Annotated in this window: 8 protein-coding genes, 1 tRNA gene and 1 pseudogene; 7 read left to right on the forward strand and 3 right to left on the reverse strand. The window is 65.1% G+C overall.

The window, feature by feature from the left end; all coding sequences use genetic code 11:
- A pseudogene (locus tag WEA77_RS03775) lies at positions 1-234 on the reverse strand (type I methionyl aminopeptidase); the annotation flags it as partial.
- A complete protein-coding gene (locus tag WEA77_RS03780; RefSeq protein WP_368066538.1) occupies positions 231-443 on the reverse strand; it encodes a ParD-like family protein in 213 nt (70 codons plus the stop codon). The pseudogene WEA77_RS03775 and the gene WEA77_RS03780, both read right to left, overlap by 4 nt.
- A gap of 138 nt (positions 444-581) precedes the next feature.
- Here WEA77_RS03780 and WEA77_RS03785 point away from each other — a divergent pair, with 138 nt between their 5' ends.
- From WEA77_RS03785 to WEA77_RS03805, 5 genes are all read left to right on the forward strand, one after another.
- Positions 582-1943, forward strand: coding sequence for an amidase family protein (locus tag WEA77_RS03785; RefSeq protein WP_368066531.1), 1362 nt, complete (start codon positions 582-584; stop codon positions 1941-1943).
- Between the two features lie 14 nt (positions 1944-1957).
- Entirely contained in the window at positions 1958-2323 is a 366-nt protein-coding gene (locus tag WEA77_RS03790) for a nuclear transport factor 2 family protein (protein ID WP_368066532.1), read from the forward strand.
- Positions 2324-2327: 4 nt separating this feature from the next.
- On the forward strand, positions 2328-3818 hold the full coding sequence (gene glpK / locus WEA77_RS03795; RefSeq protein ID WP_368066533.1) for a glycerol kinase GlpK: 1491 nt from the start codon (positions 2328-2330) through the stop codon (positions 3816-3818).
- 174 nt (positions 3819-3992) lie between these two features.
- The gene (locus tag WEA77_RS03800) at positions 3993-4154 is read left to right on the forward strand and encodes a hypothetical protein (RefSeq protein WP_368066534.1); all 162 of its coding nucleotides are present in this window, start codon (positions 3993-3995) and stop codon (positions 4152-4154) included.
- Entirely contained in the window at positions 4154-4501 is a 348-nt protein-coding gene (locus WEA77_RS03805) for an HPF/RaiA family ribosome-associated protein (protein ID WP_368066535.1), read from the forward strand. The genes WEA77_RS03800 and WEA77_RS03805 overlap by 1 nt, the downstream gene beginning before the upstream one ends.
- A gap of 51 nt (positions 4502-4552) precedes the next feature.
- Here WEA77_RS03805 and WEA77_RS03810 read toward each other — a convergent pair.
- A tRNA-Thr gene (locus tag WEA77_RS03810) sits at positions 4553-4627 on the reverse strand.
- Between the two features lie 68 nt (positions 4628-4695).
- Here WEA77_RS03810 and WEA77_RS03815 point away from each other — a divergent pair.
- Positions 4696-4842: a hypothetical protein gene (locus tag WEA77_RS03815; protein ID WP_368066536.1), complete on the forward strand. Its 147-nt coding sequence runs from the start codon at positions 4696-4698 to the stop codon at positions 4840-4842.
- A gap of 169 nt (positions 4843-5011) precedes the next feature.
- The gene (locus WEA77_RS03820; protein WP_368066537.1) at positions 5012-6220 is read left to right on the forward strand and encodes a cytochrome P450; all 1209 of its coding nucleotides are present in this window, start codon (positions 5012-5014) and stop codon (positions 6218-6220) included.
- Positions 6221-6356 lie beyond the last annotated feature (136 nt).

Raw genomic sequence — 6356 nt, forward strand, 5'->3', positions numbered from 1 at the left:
GCAGGCCATGGCAGATGACGTCGTTGATCGACGCATTCAGCACATAGGCAAAGCCGTATTGCCCTTGCTGGCGGGGCGGGATTTCAGTTCGTCGGCGATATAGCGCCAGACCCGGTCATTGACCTCGAGGGTGGACAGGCCGATCAGGTACATTCGTTCGATCAGTCCGAATACGGACGATAGCCGCCGGCCCGCCTCCGCCATCAGCTGCAGCTCTTCCGGGCGTTTCGTCATGCGGCCGCTTTGCCCGGCGGAGGTGGCGCTATGCCGGCGGCGGTCATCTCGCGCTGGATGATCTCGTTGAAGGAGAGGGCCGGGTTCGTCTCGCACAGCATGCCAATGCGGATCCAGTAGGCCGCCTGCGCATTGATCGAGCGGTAGGTGACCGTGCTCGCCTTACGCACCTGATCGTGCAGGTCGTCACCGATGTTTACAAGGCCCATGAGGTTCGTCCGTTTTCTGAGAACAAGACGCTCCATATATGATGCATATATGGTTTGCAAAGGCCTTTCTGTGCCAGGGCCGGTGATGCGTTGAGCTTCGCGTACCCCGTGTTAGGCTCCCCGAAAAGGGAGGAAGCCATGAGTGCTTCGGCAAAGACCGATCTTGCAAAACTGGGCGCCCGGGCGACGGCTGAGGCTGTGCGTTCGGGCAATATCACGGCGCTGGAAGCGTGCGACGCCGCCATTGCGCGCATCGAAGCGCTGGACGGGGCGATCAACGCGGTCGTCGTGCGCGATTTCGAGCGCGCGCGGGCCACGGCAAAGCGTGTCGATCAGACGAAGACCGCCGGCGATCCGCGCCGCCTGCTCGGCGTGCCGATGACGGTGAAGGAGTCCAACGATGTCGAGGGCCTTCCCTCGACCTGGGGCTTTGAGATGTTCGCCAGTATCGATGCGGTCCGTGATGCGGTCGTCGTCCAGCGGCTGAAGGCGCAAGGGGCAGTAATCGTCGGCAAGACCAATGTGCCGGTGGCGCTGGGAGACTGGCAGTCTGAAAACCCGGTCTATGGTCGCACGCTGAACCCTTACGACCCCACCCGGTCGCCCGGCGGCTCGTCTGGCGGGGCGGCGGCAGCGCTGGCGACCGGGATGGTGGCGCTCGAGATCGGCTCCGATATCGGCGGCTCGATCCGCAAGCCGGCGCATATGTGCGGCGTGTTCGGCCACAAGCCGAGCTATGGTATCGTGCCGCTGCGCGGGCACGGTATTCCGGGTACGGACGGCCTCGATGTGCCGCTTGCTGTGGTCGGGCCGATGGCGCGTAATGTGGGTGACCTGATCGAGACCCTGGACATCATCGCCGGGCCAGAGACGCGGGGCTACAAGCTGGACCTGCCGGCGCCCCGCCAGTCGCGGCTGACCGATTTCCGCGTCCGCGTGATCCGCGAGATGCCGGGCGTCCCCATAGATTCTGATACGTCCGCTGCGCTGGACGGCTTGCTTGCCGGGCTGGACGGAGTGGGTGTTCGCGTGACCAACTCCGCTGAAGACTACCCGGATCTCGCGCACATGAACGAGGCCTATGTCCGTATGCTCATGACCGTCATTTCGCGCGGCACGTCCGAGGCGGCGCCGGTAAACGCGCATGAATGGATGAACATGCAGGACGAACAGCTTGCCGTCATGCGGCAATGGGCGCAGGTTTTCGATGAGACCGATATCATCCTCTCACCGATTTTCTCGACGCCGGCCTTCACCTGCATGACAGAGCCGGACTGGTCGAAACGCCAGTTGCCGATCGACAACGCCATGCACCGTTACGGCGCCCAGCTCGCCTGGGCCAGTATCGCCACCTATGCCGGCCTTCCGGCCACGGCCGTGCCGGTGGCAAAGTCCAGGACCGGCCTGCCCATCGGTTTCCAGCTGATCGGCGGTCCCTTTGGCGACCTCACAACCCTCCGCTTCGCGCAGATGCTCGAATCGGAAGGCCTGACCGTCTGAGGCAGGACAGAGCGATGCCCAACAGAGAAACAGTCGCGCAGTTCACCGCGCAGGTTCTGAGCGGCGATCATGCGGGCGCCATCGCAGACTGGTATGGCGAAGATGCGACGATGCAGGAGAAACAGGGCGAACCCTGCCGGGGACGGGAAGTTCTGATCGGTCAGGAACAGGCGGCGCTCGACCGGATGGAACGGGTGGAGACAGAACTGCTTGCCCCTCCTGTCATTGATGGCAACACGGCCGTCCTCCGCTGGCCGTTCACCTTCCATCCGAAGGCCGGCGGCCAGCGATCCATGGAAGAAGTGGCCTGGCAGACATGGCGCAGAGACCCGATTGCCGCCGAGACATTTTTCTATGATCCCGCCCAGATGAAAGGCTAAACTCATGGCTGCCGATTTCATTCTCGTCATCGACGAGGGCACGACCTCGACGCGCGCGATTGTCTATGACCGCCAGTTCGGCGAAGTCGCGCTGGCGCAGGAGGAGGTCGCGCTGCAATATCCCGCAGATGGCTGGGTGGAGCAGAACGGCGAGGAGATCTGGTCACGCACGCTGTCGGTCTGCCGCACGGTGATCGCCAAGGCCGGCGGGGCGGACCGGATTGCCGCCATCGCCATCACCAACCAGCGCGAAACCACACTCGTCTGGGAACGGACGACCGGCTTGCCCATCGCCCCTGCCATCATCTGGCAGGACCGGCGCACGGCGGCGGCCTGCGAGGCGTTGAAGGCGAAAGGGCATGAGGCGGCTGCGCAAGCGGAGACGGGCCTGCTGCTTGATCCGTATTTCTCGGGCACCAAGATTGGCTGGGTGCTCGGCAATGTGCCCGGCGCCCGCGCGCGCGCGCAGGCGGGGGAGCTGGCTTTCGGCACGGTGGATTCCTTCCTCCTCTGGCGCCTCACGGGCGGCAAGGTCCACGCGACCGATGTAACCAACGCCTCGCGCACGCTGCTCTACCGTCTCGGCCTCGGCGCTGATGGTGGCTGGAGCGCGCGGATGGGCGAGATCCTCAATGTGCCCGCCTCAATGTTGCCCGAGGTGAAGCCCAGTGCGGCGGCCTATGGCGAAACGGATGCGGCGCTGTTTGGCCGTGCCATCCCGATCTGCTCTGTCCTCGGAGACCAGCAATCGGCGCTGGTGGGGCAGGGATGTCTCGCGCCGGGGCAGGCGAAGGTGACGTTCGGCACAGGTGCCTTCCTTGTGGCAAATACCGGCTCAGTGCGCCCGGCCTCCGAAAACCGGCTGCTCGGCACGGTGGGTTATGCATTGCCCGGCGGCGGCGCGATGGCGCTGGAAGGTTCGATCTTCAACGCCGGCACGGTCATCAAATGGCTGCGCGATGACCTGAAGCTCATCCAGAGCGCGGATGAAAGCGCCGCCGCGGCCGCCAGCCTGCCGGACAATGGCGGCGTCTACATGGTGGCGGCCTTCACCGGCCTTGGCGCGCCGCACTGGGACGCAGAAGCGCGCGGTCTGATCGCTGGCCTCACGCGTGCGGCGACGGCGGCGCATCTGGTCCGTGCGGGACTCGAATCCGTCGCCTACCAGACACACGACCTGCTGGCCGCTTTCGAAGGTGACGGTGCACCGATTGCGGAGCTGCGGGTGGATGGAGGCATGGTCGCCAATGACTGGCTGATGCAATTTCTGGCAGACATCTGCGCGCTGCCGGTGCTGCGGCCCGATTACCGCGAGATGACCGCGCTGGGCGCTGCTGCCGCTGGCGCGATGCAGCTCGGCTGGCTCGATCAGGCCGACTGGGCGGCCCGCAATGTGCCGGGCACGCGGTTTGTGCCGCAGATGCCTGCCAGCGTGCGCGCCGCCTTGCTGGAGGGATGGAACACCGCGCTCGGGCGCACGCTCTGGCGCGGCTAGACGGGCCGGCTGGACAAAAGGGGGGAACGCTCCCGGATTTGCGGCGTTTGTATTGAAGTAGCTGTCATCCTGACGGCGCTTACCGACGACCGGGAGGACGCCATAAGCAATTCAAGTTCATCCAGAAAGAAAAAGACGCCGACGCAGGCCGATCACGCGAAGCGTGCGCTCGACATGAAACAGGAGGCCGAGCGCGAAGCTGATTCCAACATTCCGGAATCGCGCACCGCAGGGGATGGCCAATTGCGTGAAGCCCGCCCCGGCGAGCCGCCGATGGGCGCGCTGGATGCTGAGGGTCATCGCCCGGTTCTCGAGCGCAGCCGGAAGGTGCGCTGATGGATTTCCAGTTCAACACCGGCAACAAGATTGATGGCGGCGCGCGCATGGAAGCGCACTTCGAAACCCGGGTCCGGGAGCGTCTCGCGCGTTTCGAACCGCGGCTCAGCCGCCTCGAAGTGCATGTGCGTGACATTGACGGGATACGCCGCAGCGGCGCCCAGGGCGTCGAAGCCGTGCTGGAGGCCCGCCCGAAGGCTGGTGAGCCGCTGACCGTCTCCGCACGCGGCGCTACTCCCGAGGAAGCGGTGGGCTCTGCCTTAAAGACACTTGTCGGGCGTCTCGACGCTACCTTTGGCAAATCTGACCGCGTAAGGCCCCAGGCTGGCAGAGATTCAGGAAAATAGTAAAAACCTGGTCAGCCTGACCGGGCTTTTCCATGGAATGCGCAAATGAACTGGTGCCACCTGACAGAATTGAACTGTCGACCTCGTCATTACCAATGACGCGCTCTACCCCTGAGCTAAGGCGGCATTGCCGGTTCGGTTCGGGGGCTTTAGCCTAAGCCTTGTCGGATGAAAAGAGAGTTTAGGCGCCCAACATGACCTACAAGCAACCGCGATCGTCAAACGAAGACCGTACCGCCCGTCAGGCAGAGGCCCTGCGGGCCAACCTGAAGCGCCGGAAGGCCGCTGCCCGCAAGGAGGCAGGTCCGGCCGATGCGCCCGGGAAGGCCGACAAACCCTAGGACGCCCGGACGATCAGCGGTCCGCCTTTCAGAACCACGGGCATCGCGACAGCGAATGACCCGCTCCGGCCGGGAATCGCCAGCACGTCTTTTGTTTCCCGGTTGCGCAGCCTGCGCGAAACAGGTCAGTTCTTCATCCTGCTGGCCCGATGGCCGCCCGGAGTTGCCCATGGCTTCGCTCAAACTCGCCGGACAGGACTATCACCGTGCCCCCCAGGCTTATCTCGCGGAGGCGCTCGCGGCCGGGCCGGTCGGCGAGACGACGGCGCTGATCGTCGGCCGCGTGACCGCCATTCTGGGCCATGCCGAGATCCTCGAGTTCCTGAAGGACACCGACAGGTTCGCCGTGGATGCCCGCAATGCCGGCCACAAGTCAGCCTTCGGGCTGAACTTCCTGCCGAACTCCCTGAAGCTGCTGGCGGAAAACCTGCTGACCCTGGACGAGCCGGACCACACGCGGCTGCGGCGCCTGTCGGATGTCCCGTTTCGGCGCCCGGCGATCGAAGCCCTTAGGGCCTCGATCAACGCCCAATGTGCGCAGCTGCTCGACGAGATGGTCGCGTTAGGGAACACGGATCTGGTCACCGGGCTCGCCCGGCCTCTTCCCCTGCAGGTGATCTGCGACCTGCTCGGCCTTTCGCCCGGCCGTCGCGCAGCGCTGATCCGGGTTTTCAACGGGTTTACCTCCGGCAGCGTGCTGGCCGTTTTGCAGGCGCTGATGAAGACGGGCTGGGTGCAGCGCGAGTTCCGCGCCGAGTTCGCCGAAGTGCGCACCGCGCCCCGGCCGGGCCTTATCTCGCAACTGGTGCATGCCGAGTCCGAAGGCGGTCAGCTCAGAGAAGACGAGCTGATGGCGATGGTGTTCCTGCTGTTCGCGGCCGGGCACGAGACGACGACCCACCTGATTTCCACCAGCGTCTGGACGATGCTGATGGCGCCCGGCGCGCGCGAGCAAGTTGCGGCGGCGGAGAGCGACGCGCTTGCGGCGGCGGTGGACGAGTTCGTGCGCTATTGTGCCCCAGTGCAGCTGACCAAGCCGCGCTATGCCCGCGCCGACACGGTTTTCCACGGCACGCCCATCCAGCGCGGCAAACCGGTGATGGCCGTGCTCGCCGCAGGAAATCTTGACCCGGCCGTATTCGAAAAACCCCTGACGCTGAACCTCGCGCGCCGGCCCAACCGGCACCTCGGCTGGGGCGGCGGCCCGCACATCTGCCTCGGCCTCCACCTCGCCAAGGCGGAGTGCGAGATCGCGCTGCGCCAGCTGCTGATCCGCTGGCCGGGACTGGAGATCGAAGGCGGCCCGATGCAGCTTCCCTGGGCCAAGCGGTTCGGCGTCCGGGGGCTCGCGCGGTTGCCGCTCCGCCTGAAAGTCTGAGAAGACGCACATTCCGGTCCTGACAAAGCCGCGAAGCACAGTATATCTCGCGCCCATGGACAGACTTTACATCACGGGCGGCACACCGCTTCACGGGCGCATCCACGTTTACGGCGCCAAGAACTCGGCGCTGAAG

Source organism: Hyphomonas sp., assembly GCF_040882205.1.
Taxonomy (GTDB): Bacteria; Pseudomonadota; Alphaproteobacteria; order Caulobacterales; family Hyphomonadaceae; genus Hyphomonas.